Origin of the sequence: Vulgatibacter sp. (assembly GCF_041687135.1) — a bacterium.
Classification (GTDB): domain Bacteria; phylum Myxococcota; class Myxococcia; order Myxococcales; family Vulgatibacteraceae; genus JAWLCN01.
Genome location: NZ_JAWLCN010000003.1, coordinates 312,687 through 336,657, shown reverse-complemented (window position 1 = coordinate 336,657; position 23,971 = coordinate 312,687). Strand labels below are relative to the sequence as shown.

Below are 23,971 nucleotides of genomic sequence, written 5' to 3'. Positions count from 1 at the left end.
CCCTCGCCTGCGGGGGCCTTCGCGATGGCGCGGGCCGACGACCGGAGCGATGCGCGGACGCGCAACGCTGGAAGGGGGAACGGGGATGCGGAACGGACGGTGGGGGATCTGGTTGGCGGCATTGGTCGTCGCGTCGGGCGCCGCCTGCGGCGACGACGACGACGACAACGGACCCGAGACGACCGGTGAGGGCGGGACGGGCGGGATCATCGACCTGCCCACCGGCGGCTCCGGCGGGATCGTGGTGCCGGGCACCGGCGGCATGGGCGGCGTCGGCGGAACGGGCGGCCTCGGCGGGGTCGGCGGCGTCGGCGGCACCGGTGGCGTGGGAGGCACCGGCGGTGTCGGTGGGACCGGCGGTGTCGGTGGCATGGGTGGAACCGGCGGCACAGGCGGCGTCGGTGGTACGGGTGGAACCGGCGGCACAGGTGGAACGGGTGGCGTCGGTGGCACCGGCGGCGTCGGCGGCACGGGTGGCGTCGGCGGCACGGGTGGCGACGGCGGCGACGACGACAGCAGCGGTCCCGGCAGCGGAAGCGACCGCCGTGCGGTGGAGGGCGACCGCAACGGCAGCCTCGGCGGCGATCCCGGCCAGGCGGAGGCGCCCTTCGACGGCATCGCCATCTGGCTCAATTCCTGCCGCACCGCCCTCGAGGCGAGCTGGGAGAACGCGGAGGATTTCGGTCTCGCCTCGGTGAGCGTCACCACGCCCGACGGCAGCTCGGGGACCTTCACCCTCGCGCCCTCCGAATCCCTCGCAGCAGGCGCCGACGAGCATTGGGTGCTCCTCGAGCAGCAGGGCCTCACCGCAGGCAGCTACGCGGTCACCTTCGTCCTCGACGACGGCAGCGAGCGCCGCTTCGAGCAGGACGTGCCGGAGCCGCCCGGCAGCAGCAGCTGCCGCTGACGACGAGCTTCCGACCGAGCGGGCGCCCGACGCCAGGGCGCCCGCCGTCCACACCCCGGCAGCCTGCCAGCTTGTTGACCCACTGCCATTCCGGCGCGAGGCTGGCCCGCGATGGCCTACCTCCCCCGCGACGAGCACGCCCCCTTCGAAATCCCGGACGTCCTGCCCCTCCTGCCGATCCGGGATCTGGTGGTCTTCCCCTACATGATCGTGCCGCTCTTCGTGAGCCGGCCGCTCTCGGTGGCGGCGCTCGAAGAGGCGATGGGCCGCGACCGCCTCATCTTCCTCGCCGCGCAGCGTGACACCGAAGACGACAGCCCGCGCCCCGACGGGATCCACTCCTTGGGCACCGTCGGCACGATCATGCGGATGCGCAAACTCCCCGACGGCAGGATCAAGGTGCTGGTCCAGGGAATGGCCCGCGCCCGCGTCGACCAGTACCTGCGCGAGCTCCCCTCCCTCGCCGTGCGGGTGGCGCCGCTGCGCGAGCGCGCCGTGCCCCGCGGCTCCCTCGATCTCGACTCGCTCCTGCGCTCGACCCGCGAGAACCTCGACCGGCTGGTGCAGCTCGGCAAGGGGCTCTCCCCCGACATCATGATGGTCACCTCCGGGATCCAGGAGCCCGGCAGGCTGGCAGACCTCATCGCCGCCAACCTCACCCTCCAGGTGCAGACGGCGCAGACGCTCCTCGAGAGCCTCGAGCCACTCGAGCGCCTCCAGCGCGTCAACGAGGAGATCCGCGCCCAGCTCGCGGTCCACCAGGTGCAGCAGCAGATCCAGTCCCAGGCCCGGGAGGAGATGAGCCGCACCCAGCGCGAGTACTTCCTCCGCGAGCAGCTCCGCCAGATCCGCGAGGAGCTCGGCGAGCGCGAAGGGAAGGGCGAGGAGATCGAGGAGCTCCGCGCCAAGGTCGAGGCAGCGGGCATGCCCGCCGAGGTGAAACAGGAGGCAGACAAGCAGCTCCGCCGCCTCGAGGGCATGCACCAGGACAGCGCCGAGGCAGCGGTGATCCGCACCCACCTCGAGTGGCTGGCGGAGCTCCCCTGGGCGAAGCAGTCCGAGGACGTGCTCGACCTGAAGGCGGCGCAGGCCATCCTCGACGAGGACCACTACGGCCTGCAGCGGGTGAAGGATCGCCTCCTCGAATACCTCGGCGTCCGCAAGCTGAAGGCCGACATGAAGGGGCCGATCCTCTGCCTCGCCGGCCCTCCCGGCGTGGGCAAGACCTCGCTGGGCCGCAGCGTCGCCAGGGCGATGGGCCGCTCCTTCGTGCGCGTTTCCCTGGGCGGCGTTCGCGACGAGGCCGAGATCCGCGGCCACCGCCGCACCTACGTCGGCGCGATGCCCGGCCGAATCATCCAGGCGATCAAGCAGGCCGGCACCGCCAACCCGGTGGTCCTCCTCGACGAGCTCGACAAGCTCGGACAGGACTTCCGCGGCGATCCCGGCGCGGCGCTCCTCGAGGTCCTCGATCCGGAGCAGAACGCGAAGTTTCGCGACCACTACCTCGGCGTCGACTTCGACCTCTCCAGGGTCCTCTTCGTCGCCACCGCCAACGTGCTCGACACCATCCCCGGTCCCCTGCGCGATCGCATGGAGGTGATCTCGATCGCGGGCTACACCGAGCTCGACAAGCGCCACATCTGCAGGCGCCACGTCATCCCCCGGCAGCTCGAGGAGAACGGCCTCACCGACGAGCGGATCGAGATCACCGATCGCGCCCTGAAGGCGCTCATCCGCGGCTGGACCCGGGAGGCGGGCCTGCGCAACCTGGAGCGCCAGGTCGGCACCGTCTGCCGCAAGGTCGCCCGCCGGGTGGCGGAGGGACGGGAGGGCAAGACCCTCGTCACCGCGAAATCGCTGGCCCGCTACCTCGGCCCCGCGCGCTACGTCGAAGACGAGGCCCTCCTCGCCGACGAGATCGGCGTGGTCACCGGCCTCGCCTGGACCCAGGGTGGCGGCGAGATCCTCCGGATCGAAGCCTCGGCGATGAAGGGCAGGGGCGGCCTCATCCTCACCGGCCAGCTCGGCGACGTGATGAAGGAGTCCGCCAGGGCGGCGCTCACCTGGGTCCGTTCCCGGGCGCAGGCGCTCGCCATCGACGAGTCCTTCTTCGACGAGCGGGAGCTCCACATCCACGTGCCCGCTGGCGCCATCCCCAAGGACGGCCCCTCGGCCGGCATCGCGATGGCCACCGCCATCGTCTCCCTCGCCACCGGCAGGCCGGTGCGCAAGGAGGTGGCGATGACCGGCGAGACCAGCCTCCGTGGACGGGCGATGCCGATCGGCGGCCTCAAGGAGAAGCTCCTGGCGGCGATGCGCCACGGGATCGCCGAGGTGGCGATCCCCGTCGAGAACGAGAAGGACCTGGTCGAGGTCCCGAAGCTGGTGCAGCGGAAGGTGCGGATCGTCCCGGTCCGCACCGTGGACGAGGTCCTCGAGATGGCGCTGGTGCCGGCGGCGAAGCAGAAGGCGGCCCGGGCCGCCAGGGCGAAGCGGTAAAAAAACGCACGACCTGTGAAGGGAAAGGTAGGGCTGGCGCGTCTACGTCCCCGAAGGAAGGGCGTGCTAGCATCCGGAACCGACGCCTCAGGGTGGGATGTCGAGGCGAAAGGGTCGGTCGCAATGGTGCAGATCAACCAGGCGCAGCGAGAACTGTCGCTGAAGGTCGTCTACTACGGCCCCGCGCTGAGCGGGAAGACGACCAACCTGATGGCGCTGCACGAACGCGTCTCCAGCGACGTGCGCGGCAGGCTCCTCTCGGTCGACACCAGGGACGACCGCACCCTCTTCTTCGACATGCTGCCGGTCTTCTTCCGGACCGCGAGCGATCTGAAGGTGAAGATCAAGCTCTACACCGTGCCGGGACAGGTGATGCACGCCTCCACCCGGCGGCTGGTGCTGCAGGGCGCCGACGCGGTGGCCTTCATCGCCGACGCCCAGAAGAGCGCGGCGCAGGCCAACAACGACGCCTGGCGCAACATGGTCGAGGACATGCGGGCCAACGGCCTCGACCCCGAGTCGATGCCGCTCGTGATCCAGTTCAACAAAACCGACCTGCCCGACGCCCGCACCGAAGGCGAGATCGCCGCGGTGGCGCAGAAGGGCAGGGAGCCTGTCTACAAATCCGTCGCGGTTCGGGGGGAGGGTGTGCTGGAGACGCTCTACGGGCTTCTCCAGCTCACGTTCCGGGATCTCGACAGGAAATACGGCATCCGGGCGAAGTTCCGGCTCACCGAGGAGGAATTCCTCGGCGAGATCTTCCGGAACATGGACGTGAAGGCCGCACAGCTCGAGCCGGTGGCGCGGAACGCCGCCAGCGCGGCGGGACGTTAGGGGGAGACGTGAGCGAAGATCTGCTCGAAACGAAGATCCCGCTGGGCGAGCTGCTCGACCTCAAATCCTTCCAGGAGGTCTGCCGCTCCTTCGTGGAGCTCTACAAGATCGGCCTGAAGGTCTTCGATGCCACGGGCCAGAAGCTCGTCGACATCAAGGTCGGCTCCGCCGATTTCTGCGGCTACGTCTTCACCGACGCCGAGGGGGCGCGGCGTTGTACCGCGACGGTGCTCAAGGTGAAGAGCGACCGCGTCGACGAGCCGCAGATCCACACGGTGCAATGCTTCACCGGGGCCCGCTATCTGGTTCTGCCGCTCCTCTACGAGATGGACGTGGTGGGCCGGGCGGTCTTCGGACCCTTCGTCCCCGACGACCTGCAGGAGCTGCCGCCGAGCTTCACCGACTTGCGCGGCCTCGACTTCGCGAAGGCAGCGCAGCTGATGACCAGCATCCGCCGCGCCGGCACCTCCACGGTGGCCAAGGTCCTCGAGCATTTCGTGAAGATCTGCGACGTGCTCGTCTTCTCGGCCTACAAGGTCCACCTCACCTCGCGGATGCACATCGCCTCGGTGCGGGAGAGCTACCGCGAGCTGGCCTCGAAGAACGCCCGGCTCGAGGAGAGCTACCGGCGGCTGCAGGAGCTCGACCAGCTCAAGTCGAACTTCCTCGCCACCGTCTCGCACGAGCTGCGCACGCCGCTCACCTCGATCATCGGCTACGCCGAGATGCTGATCGAGGGGCTCGCCGGAAAGCCCAACCCGGAGCAGGCCGAATACCTCTCCACGATCATGGAGAAGGGCGAGAGCCTCCTCGCGCTCATCACCTCGATCCTCGACCTCACCCGGATCGAGGCGGGCAAGCTGCGGCTGCAGCCCGAGTCCTTCGATCTCGAGCAGCTGGTGGCAACCGCCGTCTCCTCGGTCCACCCGCAGGCGATGAAGCGCGGCCTCCAGCTGCGCAAATACGTCGACCCCTCGCTGCCGCGCCCGGTCCTCGACGAGGAGAAGATGCGGCAGTGCCTCGTGAACCTCCTCGCCAACGCGGTGAAGTTCACCCCTGCAGGCGGGACGGTCACCGTGCGGGCGGAGCGGGCCACCGTGGCGCCTGCCTCGGCCGCAGGTCGCTTCGACGGCCCCGAGGGCTATTTCGTCCTCAGCGTCGAGGACACCGGCATCGGCATCCCCGCCGACCAGGTGGAGCGGATCTTCGACACCTTCTTCCAGGTCGACGGCAGCTCCACCCGCGAATACGGCGGCACCGGCCTCGGCCTCTCGATCGTGCGCTCCTACGTCGAGGCCCACGGCGGCGAGGTCCGGGTCACCTCGGAGCTGGGCAGGGGCTCGCGCTTCACCATGACCCTGCCCTTCGCGCTCCCTGCGGTGGCGGCCCCCGACGTTCCCGCGGCGGCGCTGCGCAAGGCGGCCATCTAAAGGGCCCGGCAGACGCCACGGCGCGCTAAGGTGCTTGCCGTGGCGACCCGCAAGCCTTCCGAATTCCAGCTCATCGAGCGCTTCACCTCCGCCTTTCGACTCGAGGGCCGCGGCGTGGTCGCCGGTCCCGGCGACGATTGCGCCCTGACCCGGCCGAAGGCGGGCCACCTCCTCGTCTCCAAGGTCGATCAGGTGGTCGAGGGCGTGCACTTCACCGCCGCCTTCCGGCCCGAGGAGATCGGCCACAAGGCGCTGGCGGTCTCCCTCTCCGATCTCGCCGCCGCAGGGGCCGTTCCCCGGTGGTTCCTCGTGGCGATCAGCCTGCGCGACGGGATCGGCGCCGGCTTCGTCGAGCGGATCGCCCGGGGCATGTCGCGCCTCGCCGACCAGAGCGGCGTCACCCTCGTCGGCGGCAACTTCACCGGCGGGGCGCAGCTCTCGATCGCGGTGACGGCGCTGGGCGAGGTGAAGCCGAAGGAGGCGCTGCGCCGCAGCGGGGCGCGGCCCGGTGACAGGCTGCTGGTCAGCGGCGTCCTCGGCGAGGCGGCGCTCGGCGTCGCCAAGCTCGCGGGCGGCAGGCCCCGCAGGCTCGGGCGCAGCGTGCTCGCCCAGCTGGTGCCGGTGCCACGGGTGGCGCTGGGACAGGTGGTGGGCCGCCACGCCAGCGCCGCCGTCGACCTCTCCGACGGCCTCCTCGCCGACCTGGGCCACCTCTGCGCCAGGAGCGGCGTCGGCGCCACCATCGACAGGGCGGCGCTGCCGCTGGGACCGGAGGTCGCCGCGCTCGGGCCCGAGGGCGCTCTCCTCGGCCTCACCGGCGGCGAGGATTACGAGCTCCTCCTCGCGGTTCCGCCGAGGCAGGTGGCCTCCCTCCGCCGTGCGGCCGCGCGGGTCGGCGAGACGCTCACCGAGATCGGGATGCTCGACGAGAGGCCGGGCATCCGCGTCCTCGACGCCAGCGGCAGGCCGATGGCGCTTCCCGGCAGCGCCGGCTGGGAGCATTTCCGTTAGGCAGTTGCGCGGCGGCGCGGGAATGGGATAGCGCTCCCGGCGCATGGACGAGCGCACCCTCAAGAAGCTGCTGCAGGCGGTCGCCGGCGGCTCCGTCTCCACCGACGAGGCCCTGGGCAGGTTGCGCGATCTGCCCTTCGCCGACCTCGGCTACGCCGTGGTCGACCACCACCGCCAGCTCCGGCAGGGCTTCCCCGAGGTGATCTACGGCGAGGGCAAGACCGCCGCGCAGATCGCCGGGATCGCGAAGGAGATCAGCGGCCGCGGCGCGCCGCTGCTGGTCACCCGCATGGCGGCGGAGAAGCTGCCGCCGGTGCAGGAAGCGGTGCCGAAGGGCGTCTACCACGCGGCGTCCCGCACCTTCGCGCTGCGGCCCGCACGTGCCCCGAAACCGAAGGTGCGGGGCTACGTGGCGGTGGTCTGCGCCGGCACCAGCGATCTGCCCGTGGCCGAGGAGGCGGCGGTGACGCTGGCGGTGGCGGGCCACCCGGTCCGCGAGATCACCGACGTGGGCGTGGCGGGGATCCACCGCCTGCTCAAGCGCCGCGAGGAGATCGCCGGCGCCAGCGTGGTGGTGGCGGTGGCGGGGATGGAGGGCGCGCTGCCCACCGCGCTGGGCGGCCTGGTCGGCGTGCCGGTGGTGGCGGTGCCGACCAGCGTCGGTTACGGCGCCGCGCTGAACGGCCTCACCCCGCTCCTCGGGATGCTCACCTCGTGTGCTCCCAACGTCGCGGTGGTCAACATCGACAACGGCTTCGGCGCGGGCTTCTACGCGGCGATGATCAACCGGAAATAGGGATAGGTCATGGGCGGTCTTCTCTGGCTCGAGCCGGTGGGCGGCTGCGCGGGGGACATGACCCTCGCTGCGCTGCTCGACCTCGGCGTTCCCCTCGACGCGATCACCGCAGGCCTCGATCGCCTCGGCCTCGGCGGCTGGTCGATCGAGGTGGGGCGCGATCACAAATGCGGCATCTGGGGCACGCGGGTCGAGGTCCACGTCGAGGCGGCGGATCGCGAGCGCACCTGGGTGGAGATCGCCCGGCTGATCCGCGGGGCGGGGCTTCCGGCGCAGGCCCGCGACATCGCCCTCCACGTCTTCGAGAAGATCGCCATCGCCGAGGCGCGCATCCACGGCACCACGCCGGACAAGGTCCACTTCCACGAGGTGGGCGCCATCGACAGCATCGTCGACATCGTCGGTGTGGCGCTGGCCCTGGGTGAGCTCGGCCTCGAGCGCATCTACTCGGCGCCGCCACCGCTGGGGAGCGGCATCGTCCAGAGCCGGCACGGCGCCATCCCGGTTCCCGCGCCGGCGACGCTGGAGATCCTCAAAGGGCGCGAGGTGCGCTTCTTCGGCAAGGGCGAGCGGACGACGCCCACCGGCGCCGCGATCCTCGCCGCCGCCACCGAGCCCGGCCCGCCCCCCGCCTTCGTGCCGGAGCGGATCGCCTACGGCATCGGCCACAAGGATTTCGAGGACGCGGCCAACGTGCTGCGCGCCACCCTCGGGCAGGAGGCCACCGCCAGCGCCGAGCTGGTGGAGCTCGCCTGCAACCTCGACGACGCCACGCCGCAGGTCCTCGCCCGGGCGATCGAGGCGGTCCTCGAGGCAGGCGCCCTCGACGCCTGGGTGGCGCCGGTGACGATGAAGAAGGGCAGGCCCGGCCATCTGCTCGGCGTGCTCGCGCCGGGGAGCCACCGGGCGCGGATCGTCGACACGCTGCTGCGCGAGACGCCGACCCTGGGGGTGCGCCACCACGTGGTGGGGCGCGACGTCCTCGAGCGGCGCTTCGAGCAGGTGGAGACGCCCTTCGGGCCGGTGGCGATGAAGATCGGCCACCGGGCCACGGCCGTGATCAACGCGGCGCCGGAGTGGGACGATTGTCTGCGGGCGGCGAAGGCCCACGGCGTGCCGGCGCGGGTGGTGCGCGAGTTCGCCCTCGCCACCTGGCTCGCCAACCGCCCCGCAGGCGGCTGATCACAGGGCGTGGGAGGAGCGCCGGGGCGCCCGGTGCTATCCTCCCGCCGTGCCCGAAGAACGCTACCCGCTGCTCCTCTGCACCGAGCGTCCGGCCGTCGCCGCGCGGGTCACCGCCCTGGTCGACGAGGGACCGGCACGGCTCGTCGTCGCCGATCGGCACGAGCTGCCTGCCCTCGTCCTCCCCGGGGCGGCGATCCTCCTCGACGTGCCCTTCGGCGGCACCATCGGTCCGGGCACCATCGCCACCCTGCGCTGCGACGCCCGCTGCACCGACGTGCCCATCATCGCCCTCGTGGACGACGAGGAGGACTCGGTGATCCGGGACGTTCTCGGCGCCGGGGCCAACGACTTCCTCCGCGCCCGCTACCTCGAGCGCGACCTCTTCAACCGCCTCGCCGCGCAGCGCAGGGCCTGGGAGCTCCGCGAGGAGCTCCGCCTCCGCGAACACGACCTGCGCGCGCTGGTGGAGCTGACCCGCTCCTTCGCCGGCACCCTCGACGCCGGCGCGCTCCTCCACGACGTCACCCGCCGCCTGGCGGAGGCGCTCTCGCTGCGGCGCTGCTCGCTGGTCCTCACCGACGCCCGCGGCAAGCTGGGCACGGTGATCGCCACCTCCGACGACGAGGCGATCGCGAAGCGCCCCATCGATCTGGCCAAATACCCCGAGATCCGGGAGGCGTTGCGCACCCGCCGCGCGGTGGTCGTCGAGGACACCAGCCGCCACCCGCTCCTCGATCCCGTGAAGGACGCGGTCTCCGCAGCGGGCATGGGCGCGATGGCGGTGCTGCCGCTGGCCCTCGAGGAGGAGATCCTCGGCGTGCTCTTCCTCCGCGCCTCCGCCGCCGAGACCGGCCGCAGCTTCACCCTGCGCGAGCTCGACTTCGCCGCTGCGGTGGCCAATGCCACCGCGGTGGCGCTGCGCAACGCCCGCTCGGTTGCGGGGATCCGCAGCCGCGTCGAGCTGGTCGAGGCGGAGGCCCACGCCCGCAAGCAATACGAAGAGATCTACGAGCACGTCTCCGACGGCATCGCCCTCGTCGACGTGCGCACCGGTGCGATCCGCTCCGCCAACCCCGCGGCGCTGGCGATCCTCGGCCTCGACGCCGCCGCGGTGCGGGGGCGGCAGGTCGGCGACGTCCTCCTGCCGGTGGAGGAGGGCGTCTACCGCAGCCTCGTGGAGCGCGTCGCCTCGGGGGAGCCGGTCCGCAACCTCGACCTCGAGGCCCGCCGCAGGGACGGCAGCATCGTCCACGTCGAGGTGAGCGCCTCCCAACTCGACGAGCAGCTGGTGGTGCTCTCGGTCCGCGACGTCACCGAGCGCAAGCGCTTCCAGACCGAGCTGCAGCGCACCAAGGAGTTCCTCGAGACGCTGATCGAGTCGTCGGTGGACGGCATCGTCGCCGCCGACATGCAGGGCCGGATCATCCTCTTCAACCGGGGCGCCGAGCTCCTCCTCGGCCATGACGCCGCGGCGATGGTGGGCAAGGCCCACGTGCGCGCCCTCTACCCGGACCGCGGCGCCAGCGAGGTGATGCGGCGCCTGCGATCGGAGGAGCACGGCGGGGCGGGGCGCCTCTCCGCCACCTTCTTCGAGGTGCTGCACCGCTCCGGCGAGCGCATCCCGGTGCAGATGACCGCTGCGATCATCGAGGGGCCCCGGGGGCCGATCGGCTCGGTGGGCATCTTCACCGACCAGCGGGACCGCTTGCGGATCGAGGGGGAGCTCTCCGCCACGAGGCAGAAGCTCGAGGCCGCGGCGCGCCAGGCGATGATCGTCGAGCTGGCAGGGGCTGCGGCCCACGAGCTCAACCAGCCGCTCACCTCGGTGATGGGCTACGCGGAGCTGCTGCAGCGGCGCCTGGCCGAGGGGGATCCCGCGAGCCGCTCGGTGGCGATCATCCTCCGCGAGGCGGAGCGGATGGCGGAGGTCGTCCGCAAGATCGGCAAGATCACGCGGCACGAGACCAAGGAATACGTGGGCAACGCCCGCATCGTCGATCTCGAGCGGGCGGGGAAGGATTAGGCGTGTCCCGGCAGCGAGCGCCGGACGCCGAGGGCCTTCTCGAGCTCCTGCCTGGTGCAGAGCCCCTTGCGCTCGAGCAGCTCCGCCAGCGCGTCGATCTTCCGCTCCAGCGCCTCGACCCGGTCCTCCGCCTTCGGCGCGGAGCCGAAGAGGAAGTCGTAGTCGGCCTGGAAGATCTCCCTGCTGCGCCCGGTGGCCGGCGCCAGCTCGTCGACGAGCGGGAGCACCTCGCCCTCCTCCACCTCGAAATCGGCGTCGAGGAGCGCGGTGTCGGTCTGCACGATCTCGGCGACGCCGCCGGGCCGGATCAGCTCCATCTCGCCGCCGCCACCGAGATCAAAATTCCGATGGCCGCCGCCGTGGAGCCACCGGGCGACCGCCGCGCGGATCTGCGAGGCGCCGGCGAGCACCGGGCGGACCTTGCAGTTGGTCTGGTACTCGATGGCGTCGATGGTGGGCAGGTCGAGGGCGTCCGCCACGGCGAGGCGCAGGATGCGCCTGCCGCGCTCCTCGCCCAGCGAGAGCGGCAGGACCAGGTGCCGCTCGCAGAACTCGGGACGGAGCAGGTGGAGCGCCGCCCAATCCGGTACCTCGCGAGAGAGGTCGACCACCTGCAGCCCCTGGAGCTCGCCCAGGGTCACGGTGAGCTGGCCCTCGCTCAAGGCCCCGAGGGCGACGAGCGTGGTCCCCAGCCTGCCGCCACCCTGGCGCTGGTGGCCCAGGGCTGCATCGAGCTGCGGAGCCGTGATCAGGCCCCTCTCGATCAGAACCTCGCCGATCCTCTTGCGTGCCATGCCCACTCCGTTGGATGCTTCGGTCTTCCCAAGATGGCGAAAGCCGGGCAGCCCTGCACTCCCATGATTGGGTGCGACCGGTTTTCGGAGGGCGCCTTTGCCCTGGATGGCCGAGCCGCAGGGGTTGCTGCGGCGCGGCGTAGGTGATCGGATTCCTTGAGGAAATGCGCGTTTCGGCCTGCCACGCGGTCGCTTGACAGGTCCAAATTCGGGGTGTTACGGTCCAGCGCATTTTCAGAGACGATCCCGTTTGAAGCATCGGGGCGATTTGGTTTCGTTCCCTGCCGCATACGGGTTTTCACTGCATCCTGGCGCATCGGTCGAGCGATGTGTCGGCCCCATGCCATGAAGGCTGGGACGTTCGGAGGTCGAACAAATGGGTCTGCTTGGTAGCCTGCTGCCTGTCGTGGCGGCTGCAACTGAGGGTGGCGGCTTCTTCTCCTCGCTCGCACAGAGCTGGGAGGACGGTGGCTTCGGTATGTACCCGATCGCTGCCTGCGGCGTGTTCGCGATCGCCATCGCGGTCGATCGCTTCATGGTGCTCTTCGGTAAGGCGTCGATCGACAAGGAGGCTTTCCTCCGCGGTCTGAAGAAGCACATCTACGCCGGCGACCTCGACAAGGCGATCAGCTACGTCGCGGGCCAGAAGCGCACCCCGCTCACCGCCGTCGTCAAGGCTGGCCTGATCAACGTGCCGAAGGGCCCGGAAGAGGTCCAGGCTGCGATGGACGAGGCGATGCTCCGTGAGGGGCCCAAGATCGAGAAGCGCACCGCCTACCTGGCGATGTTCTCGAACGCGGCCATGCTCTTCGGCCTCCTCGGCACCATCTACGGTCTCATCCAGGTGTTCGGTGGCGTGGGTGCCGCGAACCCCGCGGACAAGGCCGCGCTGCTCTCCTCGGGTATTGCGCACGTTATGAACTGCACCGGCTTCGGTCTGATCGTCGCGATCATCGCGCTGCTCAGCTACTCGGTGCTCCAGGGCCGCACCCAGCACATGCTCGACGACATCAACGAGACGTCGGTGGGCCTGCTGAACCTCGTCGTGGCCAACAAGGACAAGATGAAGATCCCGGCTCACATCGAGACCGAGAACGTCTGATCCTTGCCTTCCGAACGCCCACGTCCTGGGGGACGCTTTGAGAAAAGCGTCCCCCGGCGTGGAACCCGGAAGCTGGTTTCTTTGTCCAACCAGGAGCGCGGCCGGTGGGGTCGGGCTCTTAGGCAACACGAGGCACCATGGCTGGCGTAAGCGTTGATACCGGCGGCAGCGGCAAAAAGTCCGTTGACCTGCAGATCCCGCTGGTCCCGTTCATCGACATGCTGGCGATGATGATCACCTTCCTGATGATGACCGCGGTCTGGACCCAGATCGGCAAGCTCCAGGTCTCGCAGGCAGGTGGTCCATCGGATTCGTCGGAGCCGCCGAAGCCAACGCTGCAGCTGAACCTGACGCTCACCGAGCAGGGGTACAAGCTGACCGCTGGCGCGAACGCCTTCGACATCGCCAAGACGCCTGAGGGCAAGTTCGACGGGGCCAAGCTCGTCGAGAAGCTCAAGGTGATCAAGAAGGACAACCCGGACCAGCGCGCGATCACCGTGATGGCGGAGGACTCGATCCAGTACGAGAACCTCGTCACCGCGGTGGACAAGTGCCTGGAAGCCGAACTGCCCGACGTCTCCGTCTCCGCGGCGATGTGAGGAGGAACGACCATGTCCCGCCATCTGGAGAACGTGATCGTCAAGCCGGGCAAGCGGCCCGGTAAGCGTCTGTCGAAGTCGAAGGTTTTCGGCTCCAAATTCGCCAAGGGCAAGCACGGCACGAACATCGAGCTGAACCTCACCTCGATGATCGACGTCTTCGTGCTCCTGGTCATCTTCCTCATCCAGCAGTTCAGCGCCGATGGCGACCTGCTGTTCATGACGGACAAGATCCGGATGCCCGAGGCTGCCAACTACGAGCAGATCGAGCGCGCACCCGTGGTCCAGGTCTCCAGCGAGGAGATTTCGATCGAGGGTTCCCGCGTGGCCCAGGTCGCAGACATCGAAGGCGAGGAGTACTGGAACATCCCCGCCCTCGAGGAGAAGCTCCGCGACCAGAAGAAGGCCTACGAGATGGTCCGTGGCAGCGGTGAGGGCTTCAAGGGCGACATCAACATCCAGGCCGACAAGGCCGTGCCCTTCAAGATCGTCAAGCGCGTCATGTACAGCGCGAACCAGGCAGGCTACTTCAACATCAACTTCGCCATCATCGCTGGCGGCGGCGGCGCAGCCCCCGCAGGCGAGACGAAGGCGGAGGGGACCGAAGGCTGAAGCTTCGCCCCGGTTTTCGTGGATGCAGGCCGGCCGACGCTTCGTGCGTCGAGCCGGCCTTCGTCTGTCTGGCCGGATGGAGGCGGAAGCACTACACTCGGCCGAACCGAGAGGTCGAGTGCGTCCCGGGGGCGCGAAGGAGGACGGGTGAGTGCCGAGGTCGATGAGCAGGCGGTGGTCGATGCGGCGTTGCCCCACCTGCCGATCTTTCCGCTCCCGTCTTCCGCGCTCATCCCGGGCGGGCACCTCCCGCTCCACATCTTCGAGCCCCGCTACCGGGAGATGATCGCCGACGTGCTCGCCGAAGACCGGGTCCTGGCGGTGGCGCTCCTGGCGCCGGGCTGGGAGACGGAGTACCAGGGCCGGCCTCCCGTCTACTCCATCGTCGGCGCCGGTTACGTGCAGGCAGCGGAGCGCCTGGCCGACGGCCGCTACAACATCCTCCTCCACGGTGTGCGTCGGGCGCGCGTCCTCGAGGAGCTCGAGGTGGGCAAGAGCTACCGGGTGGTCCGGACCGAACCCGTGGCGGACGTCCTCTCGGCACCCGAGCGGCCCATCCTCGAGGCCCAGAGCCAGACGCTGCGGCAGCTGGTCCTCGATCTCGCTGCCGCGCTGCCGGACAACGCCGCGGTGCCCCTCGCCGAGGCCTGCGTGCGCGAGCGGGATCCGGGCAAGCTCGCCGATCTCGTCGGCGCCGCGGTCCTGGTCGATCACCGCCAGCGGCAGGAGTTCCTCGAGGAGTTCGCGGTGGCGAGACGCCTCGACCAGGTCTCCGACACGGTGGCGCAGGTGCTCCTGCAGGTCTCCGGCGGCGCCGGTGGTGGCGGCTACCTGATGTAAGCGGCGCACCGCGCCCACTTGTTCGGTGCCAGGGCCGTGGCTACGTGTGGCTTGCCAGCCAGCGCCGCCACCAGCTGCCGGCGACGACGCGAAGCAGGCGCCGCTCGAAAGTGGACCGAAAGCTCCGTACCCCCGTGGACCGCCCCGCGTGCGGCGTACTACGATCGCATCACATTTCCAGCCCCACGGAACCAAAGTCAGGCAGCCAGGTCACGCAACCCCGGCTCCGCGAGGCTTTCCCGGGTGCACCTCGGTGCACCTGCATGGAGAAGCACGCCTCATGAACGTTCCGCGTCTCGTCCCGGACAAGAAGGCAGTGGTACGTCTCCTGTCCGGTGCAGCCTTCCTTTGCGCTCTCTTCTTCGCTCCTGCTGCACGGGCGGCCGGCGATGCGAACCTCGTGCTCCCGGATTTCGGCACGGCTTCGTTCCGCGGCATCTCGGGTACGACCATCCTGGTTGGCGGTCTGGTGATCGCGGTGCTCGGATTGGTGATGGGCTTCGTGATGTCGGGTGCGCTGAAGCGCCTGCCCACCCACCGCTCGATGGGTGAGATCTCCGACCTGATCTACGAGACCTGCAAGACCTACCTGATCACGCAGGGCAAGTTCATCCTCGCCCTCGAGGCCCTCGTCGGCCTGATCATGATCGTCTACTTCGGCATGCTCCGGGGGTTCTCGGCGGGCAAGGTCGCAGTGATCCTGCTCTTCAGCCTCCTCGGCATCGCCGGCTCCTACGGCGTGGCCTGGATGGGCATCCGGATCAACAACTGGGCGAACAGCCGGGCGGCCTTCGCCAGCCTCCAGGGCAAGCCCTTCCCGACCTACTCGATCCCGCTCCGCGCCGGCATGAGCATCGGCATGACGCTCATCAGCCTCGAACTGCTGCTCATGCTCTCGATCCTGCTCTTCGTCCCGGCGGATTACGCGGGCAGCTGCTTCATCGGCTTCGCCATCGGCTCGTCGCTCGCCGCCTCGGCGCTGCGCATCGCCGGCGGCATCTTCACCAAGATCGCCGACATCGGCTCGGACATGATGAAGATCGTCTTCAACATCAAGGAAGACGACGCCCGCAACCCCGGTGTGATCGCCGACTGTGCCGGCGACAACGCCGGCGACTCGGTGGGCCCCACCGCCGACGGCTTCGAGACCTACGGCGTGACCGCGGTGGCCCTGATCGCCTTCGTGCTCCTCGCCGTGAACGACCCCGCGATCCAGGTGCAGCTCCTCGTCTGGATCTTCGCCATCGCGTCGCTGATGATCGTCGGCTCCGCGCTCAGCTACGGCATCAATGCCGTGATCGCGAAGGCGCGCTACCAGAACGCCCAGAAGATGAACTTCGAGGCGCCGCTCACCTTCCTGGTGTGGCTCACCTCGCTCGTCTCCATCGGCCTCAACTTCGCCGTCTCGTGGCTCCTCCTCGGCAGCGTCGGCGACGGCAGCCTCTGGTGGAAGCTCTCGGCGATCATGGCCTGCGGCACCATCGCCGGCGCAGTCATCCCAGAGGTGATCAAGGTCTTCACCTCCACCAACTCCGGCCACGTGAAGGAGATCGTCATCTCCTCCCGCGAGGGCGGCGCCTCGCTCAACGTCCTCTCCGGCCTGATCGCCGGCAATTTCTCCGCCTTCTGGATGGGCCTCGTGATCATGGGCCTGATGGCGCTGGGCTACGGCGTCTCCACCCTCGGCCTCATCGACTTCATGGTGGCGCCCGCCATCTTCGCCTTCGGCCTGGTGGCCTTCGGCTTCCTCGCCATGGGCCCGGTCACCATCGCCGTCGATTCCTACGGCCCGGTCACCGACAACGCGCAGTCGGTCTACGAGCTCTCGCTCATCGAGAACGTCGCCGGCGTGCACGAGGAGGTGCAGCGCGACTTCGGCTTCCGGCCGGACTTCGACAAGGCGAAGGACTACCTCGAGGAGAACGACGGCGCCGGCAACACCTTCAAGGCAGCTGCCAAGCCCGTGCTCATCGGCACCGCCGTGGTGGGCGCCGTCACCCTGATCTTCTCCATCGTGGTGCTGCTCACCGACGGGCTCACCATCAACGTGGAGAAGCTCTCGCTGCTCCACCCCCCCTTCCTCCTCGGCCTGATCGCCGGTGGCGCGGTGATCTACTGGTTCACCGGTGCAGCGACGCAGGCGGTCTCCACCGGCGCCTACCGCGCGGTGGAGTTCATCAAGCGCCACATCCGGCTCGAGGGCGTGGAGAAGGCCTCGGTGGAGGACAGCAAGCGGGTGGTGGAGATCTGCACCCGCTACGCGCAGAAGGGCACGGTCAACATCTTCCTCACCGTCTTCCTGATGGCGCTGGCCTTCGGTTGCCTCGAGCCCTTCTTCTTCATCGGCTATCTGATCTCGATCGCGCTCTTCGGGCTCTTCCAGGCGCTCTTCATGGCCAACGCCGGCGGCGCCTGGGACAACGCCAAGAAGGTGGTCGAGGTGGAGCTCAAGGCGAAGGGGACGCCGCTCCACGCTGCGGTGGTCGTCGGCGACACCGTCGGCGATCCCTTCAAGGACACCTCGTCGGTGGCGATGAACCCGGTGATCAAATTCACCACGCTCTTCGGCCTGCTCACCGTGGAGCTTGCGGTGCAGCTGCCGCGGACCACGAGCCTCGTGCTCTCGGTGGTCTTCTTCCTCGCCGCCCTCGTCTTCGTCTACCGCTCCTTCTACGGGATGCGGATCGAGAGCGAGACCGGCAGCACCGACACCTCGGAGTCGGTGGGCGAGTCGGTGAAGCCGGTCTGATCCGCCGCAGGCTTTCGTAGCCAAAGAGGGCCCGGCCGCGCCGCACGCGTGGCCGGGCCTTTTTCGTGCGGCGGAGGGCGCGGCGGTGCAGGATGGGCCGTTCGCAACGGGAGCTGCCGTCATGCTGGTGAAGTGTTCGTGGTGCCAGAAGACCTTCAATTCGGAACGCTACGGGCGGCAGTTCTGCCCGCACTGCGGCGCGGAGCTCGATTTGCCGCTCCCCGGCGCGAGCGAAGCCGTGCCCGAGCCGCGGATGGTGCAGCCTGGCGAGGGCGCCGGGCAGCAGCAGCCGGTGGAGGGGCCGGAGGTGGTCGGCGGTGGCCAGCCCGGCGCGCCGCGCTTCGATCCCTGGGCGCAGCCCGGTGAGCCTGGCGCCCATCCCGGCAGCGGCCCGCGGCAGCAGGCGCCCAGCGCGCCGCAGTGGGGCGCGCCGCCGGAGCAGCCCGGGCCGGGAACGCCGCAGTGGGGCGGCGGCGCTCTCCCGCCTGGCGGCGGCCATCCGCCAGGCGGTGCACTTCCGCCCGGCGGCGGCGGCGGCGGGGGCTGGGGCGGTGGCGGCTGGGAGCCGCCGGAAGCGCCGCAGGAGGAGGAGTCGCCCTGGGAGCGCCGCAGCGAGCTAGGCGCCTGGAACGCCCTGGTCGAGACCTGGAAGCAGGCGAGCCTCGATCCGAAGCGCTTCTTCGCCAGGCTCAAGACCACCGACATCGGCGAGGCCTTCCTCTACGGCTGGATCCTCGCGACCCTCGGCTCCTTCCTCGGCGGCCTCTGGGCGGTGCCGCTCACGCTGATGACCGAGGGCGAGCCGCTGGCCGCCTGGGGGCAGGTGGCGGTCTCGCCGATCTTCTCCGCCATCGGCCTCTTCCTCGGCGCGGGCCTGATCCACCTGGGCTGCCTCGTCTTCGGCTGCGCCAACCGCGGCTTCGACGCGACCTTCCGCACCGTGGCCTACGCGCAGGGGCCCCAGCTCCTCAACGTGGTGCCCTTCGTCGGCGGCCTCGCCGCCACGGTCTGGATCGCCGTGATCACGATCCAGGGCCTCGCCGCGATGCAGCGCACCACCACGGGAAAGGCCACCGCCGCCGTGCTCGCGCCCGGCCTCGTCCTGCTGCTCTGCTGCGGCTGCGCCGCTGCCGTCGGCCTGATGGGGATCTTCTCGGCGATGGGCGGCAGCATGGGGGGCTCGTTCTGACGCCGTCATGGGAGTGCAATCGACCGCACTTCCCCAAAACGGCCCGGAACGCCTAGGATCGGTGCCATTCAGCAACACTTTGGGGGGATTCCATGCGTACGAGCATCGTTCTCGCGGCCCTGGCCGCATCCTTTCTCACCGGCTGCGGCGCCTGTGCCGAGCTCGCGACCGAGCAGGCGATGAAGGCCGCCGGCGTCGACGCCGACATCGACGAGAAGGGCGGCAAGATCACCTTCCGCGGTGAGAACGGCGAGACCGTCGAGGTGAACGCCGAAGGTGACGAGGGCACCGTCACCATCAAGGGCAAGGACGGCGAGCTCCGCTTCGACGGCGGCGGCGAGGGCAAGCTCCCCGACGGCTTCCCCTTCGCACTTGCTGCCGGCTCGAAGATCCAGGGCAGCGCCTCGATGAAGAACGCCACCGAGCGCACCTTCATGGCCAGCCTGCAGAACGACGGCGACATCGAGGCGCTCGCTGCGCACTACAAGCGCGAGCTCGAGTCGAAGGGCCTCGCGGTCGAGCGCACCGACATGGACATGAATGGCCAGAAGTTCGTCACCCTCGCCGGCAGGGCCGAGGGACGCGAAGCCTCGGTGGCGATCAGCTCCACCGAGGAGGATGGCCTCGCTACCCAGATCTCGGTCCGCGAGGGGAAGTAGCGGCAGGAAGGGCGATCCGCCCTCCTCGCTTGACACAGGCGCGGGCCTCGTCCCAAAAGCACCCCTTGCAACCCCCGGTGCGGGCCGCTCACGGCCTGCAAGGAACGAGGAGAGGGATGAAGCTCGCCACCCTGCGTGATGGAACCCGGGACGGAACGCTCGTCGTCGTGCGCCGCGACCACGCGGTCTTCGCCAAGGCCACCGGCATCGCTCCGACGATGCAGGCCGCGCTCGACGATTGGGCCAACGTGGAGCCGAAGCTCCGCGCCCTCGCCGATCGGCTCGAGAAGGGCGAGGTCGAGGGGACGCCGGTGGAGGTGGAGCAGCTCGCCTCGCCGCTGCCCCGCGCCTACGAGTGGGTCGACGGCTCGGCCTACATCAACCACGTGATCCTGGTGCGCAAGGCCCGCAACGCCGAGCCGCCGCCGACCCTGCGCACCGATCCCCTCGTCTACCAGGGCGGCTCGGGCGCCTTCCTCGCGCCCACCGACGACATCCCGCTCGCCGACGTGGAGTGGGGCTGCGACTTCGAGTCGGAGATCGCCGTCGTCCTCGACGACACGCCGCAGGGCACCACCGCCGCCGAGGCAGGCCGGCACGTCAAGCTGCTGATGCTCGTCAACGACGTCACCCTGCGCAACCTCATCCCGCCCGAGCTGGCGAAGGGCTTCGGCTTCTTCCAGTCCAAGCCTGCCTCGGCCTTTTCGCCTTTCGCGATCACCCCCGACGAGCTCGGCGGTGCGTGGAAGGAGGGGCGCGTCCACCTGCGCCTCCAGACCTGGCTCAACGGCGAGCTGGTCGGCGACACGGATGCGGGGCCGGAGATGCACTTCTCCTTCTTCGACCTCGTGCAGCACATCGCCAAGACCCGCAGCTACACCGCCGGCACCATCGTCGGCTCGGGCACCGTCTCCAACGAGGATCGGGCCCGGGGCATCTCCTGCCTCGCCGAGCAGCGGATGGTCGAGATCATCGAGTCCGGCTCGCCGAAGACGCCCTTCATGAAGCCCGGCGACCTGGTCGAGATCGAGATGTTCGACGAGGCGGGCAGGAGCCTCTTCGGCCGCATCCGCCAGCGCGTGGTGCAGAAGTGAAGCTCTACGGCTACTGGCGCAGCTCCGCCTCCTGGCGGGTGCGGATCGCGCTGGCCTTCAAGGGGCTCGCCTACGAATACGTGCCCGTCCACCTGGTGAAGGACGGGGGCGAGCAGCACGGCGCGGCGCACCAGCGCCGCAACCCAATGGAGCAGGTACCGGTGCTCGAGGTGGACGGCGTCCGCCTGGCGCAGTCGATGGCGATCCTCGAATACCTCGAGGAGACCCATCCGGCGCCGGCGCTGCTGCCCGCGGCGCCCTTCGCCCGGGCGAAGGCGCGGCAGCTCGCCGAGGTGATCAACGCGGGGATCCAGCCGCTGCAGAACCTCGGCGTGATCCAGCAGGTGAAGGCCCTCGGCTCCGACGAGAAGGCCTGGGCCGCCCACTGGATCCGCAAGGGGCTCGCCGCCCTCGAGGTGGAGGCGGCGGAGAGCGCCGGCAGGTTCCTGGTCGGCGACGCGCCGAGCTTCGCCGACGTCTGCCTCGTGCCGCAGCTCTACGCCTCGCGGCGCTTCGGCATCGATCCGGCGGACTACCCGACCCTGGCGCGGATCGAGGCCACCTGCGCAGCGCTCGAGCCCTTCGCGAAGGCCCACGCCGACGCGCAGCCCGACGCCGTGGCCTGAAGGCCGCAGGGCCTGAACGAGAATCGGGCGGCCCGCTCCTCGCGGCGCCGCCCGTCTTCTTTGCCCCCGCTCCGGTCAGCGCAGCCAGGGCGGCGTGGGGAGCTCCCTGCCGTCCCTGCAGAAGGAGCGCGCGCCGGCGCCGCCGACGAGGAGCATCACCGCCTCCTCGTGGGCCACGTTGACGAGCTGGTGGCAGGTGCCCGCCGGCAGGATCGCCACGTCGCCAGGCAGCACCCGCTGCGTCTTCTCCCCGCAGGCCACCTCGAGCACGCCGGAGGCGAGCACCACCAGCTCCTCGCGATCGTGCCGATGCTCCGGTGTGGCTGCGCCCGGGGCGAGCCGGGCCTGCTGCAGCGTCAGCTCGCTGCCGCCACGGCTCGGGGCCACCAGCCCTGCCACCGCATGCCCACCGACCCCGTACTCCTCCACCTCTGCGGACCGAATCACCTTCATCCCATCCCCCCCGGGCTGGCGTTTCTTCCAAGCCCAAGCGACGCACCGCCGCGTCGTTTCCCTTCAACCCGGGGCGATGCGACTGCCCGCTTTCGGACACTGCGCTGCCTCGAGCGCGATGCAGGCGGGCGATATCCCACGACGCGGGGGAGGGCGGCAAAGGGCCGGGTTGGCACCGCCGGCCGCCTGGGCACATGCTCCACCAGCGAAAGGAGGCGCTCGCACCTGCGGAACAAGCGCTTCGGCTGGACCGGCATCCGGCTCCCCGTGATCGGGCTGGGCACCTGGAAGATGGAAGCCGACGACCGCGCCGGCCCACTCGCCGGGGGGCCAGGTGCTCGAGGCGATCGCCCGGGCCCGCGACGCCACGGCCAGACAGGTGGCGCTCGCCTTCCTCGTGCGCGATCCGTTGCTCTTCACCATCCCGAAGTCGAGCGACCCGGGCCACGTGGTCGACAACGCCGAGGCCGGCGATCTGCTGCTCTCCGCGGACGAGCTCCAGCGGATCGACGAGGCCTTTCCTCCGGGGCCGCCGGGGAGCTGGCGGTGCTCTGACCGTACACCGCCCCGACTTGGTGGGCGCCGCAGCCGTGACCATGGATCTGCGATGCACGAGGGCACGCACCACTTCGACGAGCACACCGGCGAGGTCCGCGTCCACCTCCAGGCGCCCGATCTGCCGGGGCTCTACCGGGAGGCGGGCCGCGCCCTCGCCGAGCTGATGGCCCCCGGCGCCTCGTGCGAGGGCGGCGAAGGGGCGACGATCGAGGTGGAGGGGCGCGATCGGGAGGCGCTTCTCGTCGCCCTCGTCGACGAGCTGATCTACCGCGTCGACACCACCGGCCAGGTCTTCCCCGCCCTCGAGATCGAGGCGGCGGACGGCGGCAGGCTCCGCGCGCGCATCCACGGCTGCGTTCCGCGCGAGTTCAAGACCGCGGTGAAGGCCGCCACCTTCCACGACCTGCACGTGGAGGAGGGGGCGGAGGGCTTCTCCGCACGGCTGGTCCTCGACGTATAGGGCGGGCGGGACGCGCGCGTCGTGCGCAGGCTTGGCCTGACGTCCGCACGACGAGGTCCGCGATGGAGCCACAGCTCGAAGTCCACGTTCCGACGCCGCGGCCGCATCTGCAGCGGATCGGGAGCCGCCTCTACGAGGTGGGGACCGACTTCCGCCCGGACATGCTGGTGCCTGCCCGCGTCTTCGCCGACGAGGTCCTCGCCGAGCAGATGGCCCGGGATCGCTCCCTCGATCAGCTCGTCAACGTCAGCACGCTGCGCGGCATCGTCCGCGCGGCTTACGGCATGCCGGACATGCACGAGGGCTACGGCTTCCCCGTGGGCGGCGTGGCGGCGACGCTGCTGCCCGACGGCGTGGTCTCCCCAGGCGGCATCGGCTTCGACATCAACTGCGGCGTGCGGCTCCTCACCTCGGCGATCGAATACGCGGCGGTAGGCGACCGGATCGAGGCGGTGGTCCACGAGCTCTCGCGGAGCGTGCCCGCGGGCTTCGGCCGCGCCAGCAAGCAGCTCGCCTTCGACAGGGCGCAGCTCGATCACCTGCTCAACGAGGGCGTGCCCTATCTGGTCACGGAGCTCTCCATCGGCCTCCCCGAGGATCTCGAGCGGATGGAATCCGGTGGCAGGCTCCCCTGGGCGCGCTCCGAGCAGGTGACGGAGCGGGCGAAGAATCGTGGCCACGATCAGCTCGGCACCCTCGGCGGCGGCAACCACTTCCTCGAGGTGCAGGTGGTGGACGAGGTTTACGACCGGGCCGCGGCGAAGGCCCTCGGGATCGAAGAGGGCCGGGTGACGCTCCTCATCCACACCGGCTCGCGCGGCCTCGGCCACCAGGTCTGCACCGACTGGCTCAAGGTGATGGACGTGGTGATGCCGCATTACGGCATCGAGGTGCCCGATCGGCAGCTCGCCTGCGTGCCCTTCTCTTCGCGGGAGGGGCAGGGCTATTTCGCCGCGATGGCCGCTGCCGCCAACTTCGGCTTCGGCAACCGCCACGTCATCGCCCACCGGGCGCGGCAGGTCTTCACGCGGATCCTCGGGCCCAGGGCCGAGCTCCACCTCGTCTACGACGTGGCCCACAACACCGCCAAGGTGGAGGAGCACGACGAGGGGCAGGTCTGCGTCCACCGCAAGGGCGCCACCCGTGCCTTCGGCCCCTCGAGCCCGGAGATCCCGAAGGCCTACCGCGCGGTGGGGCAGCCGGTCTTCATCCCCGGGAGCATGGGCACCGCCTCCCACGTGCTGGTGGGGACCGACGCAGCGGCGGCGCTCTCCTTCGGTAGCTGCTGCCACGGCGCCGGCAGGGCGCTGAGCCGCACCGCCAGCAAGCGGCAGGTGCATGGGGCCACGCTGCGCAAGGAGCTGGAGGCGCGGGGGATCGTGGTCCGCTGCGCCTCCAATGCCGAGCTCGCCGAGGAGGCGCCGCTCGCCTACAAGGACGTCGATCGGGTGGTCGACGTGGTCCACGACGCAGGCATCGCGCGCAAGGTCGCGCGGCTGGTGCCGGTGGGCGTGGTGAAGGGCTGAATTCGAGAACGCGAAGAGGAGG

21 protein-coding genes are annotated in these 23,971 nt (G+C 70.1%); 19 read left to right on the top strand and 2 right to left on the bottom strand.

Features of this window, described 5'->3' with window-relative positions:
• Positions 1 to 85: 85 nt before the first annotated feature.
• The 8 genes from ACESMR_RS08830 to ACESMR_RS08795 all read left to right on the top strand — a co-directional run bounded on the left by ACESMR_RS08830 (position 86) and on the right by ACESMR_RS08795 (position 10,688).
• Complete coding sequence (locus ACESMR_RS08830) at positions 86 to 907, top strand: hypothetical protein (protein ID WP_373046689.1); 822 nt, start codon at positions 86 to 88, stop codon at positions 905 to 907.
• Between the two features lie 111 nt (positions 908 to 1,018).
• Positions 1,019 to 3,409: an endopeptidase La gene (gene lon, locus ACESMR_RS08825; RefSeq protein ID WP_373046688.1), complete on the top strand. Its 2,391-nt coding sequence runs from the start codon at positions 1,019 to 1,021 to the stop codon at positions 3,407 to 3,409.
• Between the two features lie 123 nt (positions 3,410 to 3,532).
• A complete protein-coding gene (locus ACESMR_RS08820) occupies positions 3,533 to 4,243 on the top strand; it encodes a GTP-binding protein (protein WP_373046687.1) in 711 nt (236 codons plus the stop codon).
• 8 nt (positions 4,244 to 4,251) lie between these two features.
• Positions 4,252 to 5,673: an ATP-binding protein gene (locus ACESMR_RS08815; protein WP_373046686.1), complete on the top strand. Its 1,422-nt coding sequence runs from the start codon at positions 4,252 to 4,254 to the stop codon at positions 5,671 to 5,673.
• A 39-nt stretch (positions 5,674 to 5,712) separates the two neighbouring features.
• Entirely contained in the window at positions 5,713 to 6,684 is a 972-nt protein-coding gene (thiL, locus tag ACESMR_RS08810; protein ID WP_373046685.1) for a thiamine-phosphate kinase, read from the top strand.
• 43 nt (positions 6,685 to 6,727) lie between these two features.
• Complete coding sequence (larB, locus tag ACESMR_RS08805; RefSeq protein WP_373046684.1) at positions 6,728 to 7,480, top strand: nickel pincer cofactor biosynthesis protein LarB; 753 nt, start codon at positions 6,728 to 6,730, stop codon at positions 7,478 to 7,480.
• Between the two features lie 9 nt (positions 7,481 to 7,489).
• Positions 7,490 to 8,662: a nickel pincer cofactor biosynthesis protein LarC gene (larC, locus tag ACESMR_RS08800; RefSeq protein WP_373046683.1), complete on the top strand. Its 1,173-nt coding sequence runs from the start codon at positions 7,490 to 7,492 to the stop codon at positions 8,660 to 8,662.
• Positions 8,663 to 8,711: 49 nt separating this feature from the next.
• Positions 8,712 to 10,688 (top strand): PAS domain S-box protein, encoded by a 1,977-nt coding sequence (locus ACESMR_RS08795; RefSeq protein WP_373046682.1) that lies wholly within the window; start codon positions 8,712 to 8,714, stop codon positions 10,686 to 10,688.
• On the opposite strand, the gene ACESMR_RS08790 is transcribed toward ACESMR_RS08795, so the two are convergent.
• A complete protein-coding gene (locus tag ACESMR_RS08790; protein WP_373046681.1) occupies positions 10,685 to 11,482 on the bottom strand; it encodes a hypothetical protein in 798 nt (265 codons plus the stop codon). The genes ACESMR_RS08795 and ACESMR_RS08790 overlap by 4 nt on opposite strands.
• A 376-nt stretch (positions 11,483 to 11,858) precedes the next feature.
• Between ACESMR_RS08790 and ACESMR_RS08785 the strand changes: the two genes are divergently transcribed.
• From ACESMR_RS08785 to maiA, 9 genes are all read left to right on the top strand, one after another.
• Positions 11,859 to 12,584, top strand: a complete 726-nt coding sequence (locus ACESMR_RS08785; protein WP_373046680.1) for a MotA/TolQ/ExbB proton channel family protein — start codon at positions 11,859 to 11,861, stop codon at positions 12,582 to 12,584.
• 137 nt (positions 12,585 to 12,721) lie between these two features.
• Positions 12,722 to 13,183: an ExbD/TolR family protein gene (locus ACESMR_RS08780; protein ID WP_373046679.1), complete on the top strand. Its 462-nt coding sequence runs from the start codon at positions 12,722 to 12,724 to the stop codon at positions 13,181 to 13,183.
• 12 nt (positions 13,184 to 13,195) lie between these two features.
• Positions 13,196 to 13,795, top strand: coding sequence for an ExbD/TolR family protein (locus ACESMR_RS08775; RefSeq protein ID WP_373046678.1), 600 nt, complete (start codon positions 13,196 to 13,198; stop codon positions 13,793 to 13,795).
• Positions 13,796 to 13,942: 147 nt separating this feature from the next.
• Positions 13,943 to 14,635: an LON peptidase substrate-binding domain-containing protein gene (locus tag ACESMR_RS08770; RefSeq protein ID WP_373046677.1), complete on the top strand. Its 693-nt coding sequence runs from the start codon at positions 13,943 to 13,945 to the stop codon at positions 14,633 to 14,635.
• Between the two features lie 280 nt (positions 14,636 to 14,915).
• Positions 14,916 to 17,384 carry a sodium-translocating pyrophosphatase gene (locus ACESMR_RS08765; protein ID WP_373046676.1) on the top strand — a complete coding sequence of 823 codons (2,469 nt, stop codon included), beginning with the start codon at positions 14,916 to 14,918 and terminating at the stop codon, positions 17,382 to 17,384.
• 121 nt (positions 17,385 to 17,505) lie between these two features.
• Positions 17,506 to 18,573 (top strand): YIP1 family protein, encoded by a 1,068-nt coding sequence (locus tag ACESMR_RS08760; protein WP_373046675.1) that lies wholly within the window; start codon positions 17,506 to 17,508, stop codon positions 18,571 to 18,573.
• 92 nt (positions 18,574 to 18,665) lie between these two features.
• On the top strand, positions 18,666 to 19,232 hold the full coding sequence (locus ACESMR_RS08755) for a hypothetical protein (protein WP_373046674.1): 567 nt from the start codon (positions 18,666 to 18,668) through the stop codon (positions 19,230 to 19,232).
• 116 nt (positions 19,233 to 19,348) lie between these two features.
• On the top strand, positions 19,349 to 20,326 hold the full coding sequence (locus ACESMR_RS08750; protein WP_373046673.1) for a fumarylacetoacetate hydrolase family protein: 978 nt from the start codon (positions 19,349 to 19,351) through the stop codon (positions 20,324 to 20,326).
• Positions 20,323 to 20,952, top strand: a complete 630-nt coding sequence (maiA, locus tag ACESMR_RS08745; RefSeq protein WP_373046672.1) for a maleylacetoacetate isomerase — start codon at positions 20,323 to 20,325, stop codon at positions 20,950 to 20,952. Before ACESMR_RS08750 ends, maiA begins: the two co-directional genes overlap by 4 nt.
• A 75-nt stretch (positions 20,953 to 21,027) precedes the next feature.
• Here maiA and ACESMR_RS08740 read toward each other — a convergent pair whose 3' ends face one another.
• Positions 21,028 to 21,399: a cupin domain-containing protein gene (locus ACESMR_RS08740; protein WP_373046671.1), complete on the bottom strand. Its 372-nt coding sequence runs from the start codon at positions 21,397 to 21,399 to the stop codon at positions 21,028 to 21,030.
• A gap of 340 nt (positions 21,400 to 21,739) precedes the next feature.
• Between ACESMR_RS08740 and ACESMR_RS08735 the strand changes: the two genes are divergently transcribed.
• Both ACESMR_RS08735 and ACESMR_RS08730 read left to right on the top strand, forming a co-directional pair.
• Positions 21,740 to 22,423, top strand: coding sequence for an archease (locus ACESMR_RS08735; protein ID WP_373046670.1), 684 nt, complete (start codon positions 21,740 to 21,742; stop codon positions 22,421 to 22,423).
• Between the two features lie 62 nt (positions 22,424 to 22,485).
• Positions 22,486 to 23,949, top strand: coding sequence for an RtcB family protein (locus tag ACESMR_RS08730; RefSeq protein WP_373046669.1), 1,464 nt, complete (start codon positions 22,486 to 22,488; stop codon positions 23,947 to 23,949).
• Positions 23,950 to 23,971: the final 22 nt, after the last annotated feature.